The organism is Pseudoalteromonas sp. SR45-6, from assembly GCF_014163545.1.
Taxonomy (GTDB): domain Bacteria; phylum Pseudomonadota; class Gammaproteobacteria; order Enterobacterales; family Alteromonadaceae; genus Pseudoalteromonas; species Pseudoalteromonas rhizosphaerae.
Genome location: NZ_JACJDM010000127.1, coordinates 1 through 1,638, shown reverse-complemented (window position 1 = coordinate 1,638; position 1,638 = coordinate 1). Strand labels below are relative to the sequence as shown.

General features: G+C 41.4%; 1 protein-coding gene. It reads right to left on the bottom strand.

Annotated features, from left to right (window positions below):
* Positions 1–38: 38 nt before the first annotated feature.
* Positions 39–1,585, bottom strand: a protein-coding gene (locus H5158_RS22415) for an IS3 family transposase (protein WP_182719677.1) whose coding sequence is annotated in 2 segments (ribosomal slippage) — positions 39–1,105 and positions 1,105–1,585 — 1,548 coding nt in all. Because the reading frame shifts where the segments join, the coding sequence is not laid out codon by codon here.
* Positions 1,586–1,638 lie beyond the last annotated feature (53 nt).

The window sequence follows — 1,638 nt, the reverse complement described above, 5'->3', positions numbered from 1 at the left end:
CGGAGTTTTTCAAGTTAGTTGTCGCCTCAAGTTAAATTTTATGCCGCCCGCATTTCTTCTTTTTTCTCAGGATTCAAATTTACTTCGTTTATCATTGACCAATCTCGTGACTTTCCTGACCAACGACTTGGGTTATTCAATTTAGCTGCGTCGTTTACCTGCTGACGCTTGGCTAATATCTCTTTATCTAAACCTAAATGACGTTGATTTGGCGTCACAAATTTTATACCACTGTGTAGGTGCTCATTATTGTACCAATCAACGAACCCACTTACCCATTCTCTTGCTGCGCTTATATCTTCAAATGCCTTTTCTGGGTATTCTGGGCGATACTTTAACGTTTTAAATAACGACTCAGAGTATGGATTGTCATTACTTACTGACGGTCGACTAAATGATGGCACAATCCCTAACTCCTGTAATGTTGCCAGTAATGTCGCGCCTTTCATTGGGCTACCATTATCTGAGTGCAACGTGACTTGCTCGCGCTTTATTTGCTCCCGACTGCAAATATCCTTCATTAAATCTGCGGCTAATTCACTTAACTGTGTGTCGTAAACCTGCCAGCCAACAACCTTTCGACTAAAAATGTCCATCACTAAATATAAGTATAAAAATTGCCCTTTTACGCTCGTTGGTAAATAGGTGATATCCCAAGTGTATACTTCATTTGCACGTACTGCCTTCAATGCTCTTGGCTTTTTCATCGGCTTAGCTGGCTTTACTTTTTCTCTATGCGTTAATAAGTTATGTGCCTTCATGACACGATAAAATGAACTTTCAGACGCTATCCATATACCGTTATCAAGCAGCTTGGGGACTATTTTACTGGCCGGTAAATGCCCATACTCAGTTGAGTTAACCGTATTAATAATACGCTGCCGCTCTAACTCTGTGAGACGGTTTGGCGGCCGTTTTTTCGTACTCGTTCGCTTGTCAGTCATATCGTCTGCTTCAATCCACCGCTGAACGGTTCTTACCGTCAGCCCAAGTAACTCACATGCTTTTTCTTTCCTTGCCCCTGAATCCTGCGCGTTTGTAATAAGCGTTATTAATTCATGTCGCTCAGCCTGTGTTGTTAATCGTCCTCGTTGAAACCCCAGAGTGCATCCGCTTTTTTTTTGAGAACAAGCAGAGCGGCTGTTTCAGCTAAGGCTTTATCTTTACGATTAAGCTCTTTTTGCAGCTGTTTTATTTCTTGCTTTAACTGTTTACTGTCTGATTTAGCTAGTTTCGTTGTAGGTCCTTGGGCAAAGTCTTGCTTCCACTGCTTAATATGATGCGGATAAAGCCCTTTATTACGGCAGTATTCATTAATGGCTGCTTCATCTAAATGGCCACAGTCAATAATCGCGCTGAGTCTTTCTTCTAAACTCCAGTCTTGTGGTCGTTTTTCTGCTGTCATTTGGCTACCCGTCTGGTGTGTTTCAAGTTGATGTTTTTTTGCGAGTGCTATCCAGCGTTGTAACGTTGAATAACCGACACCTAAATCATCTGCAATATCTTCTAGACGAACATCATCACATTGAGATAATGCTTTTTCAACCGCTTGAACTTTAAATTCTTGTGTAAATCGACGTCTCATTTTTATCTGCCTCTATTAAAAGTTAGAGGCGACAACTATCCTGACACAGGGGG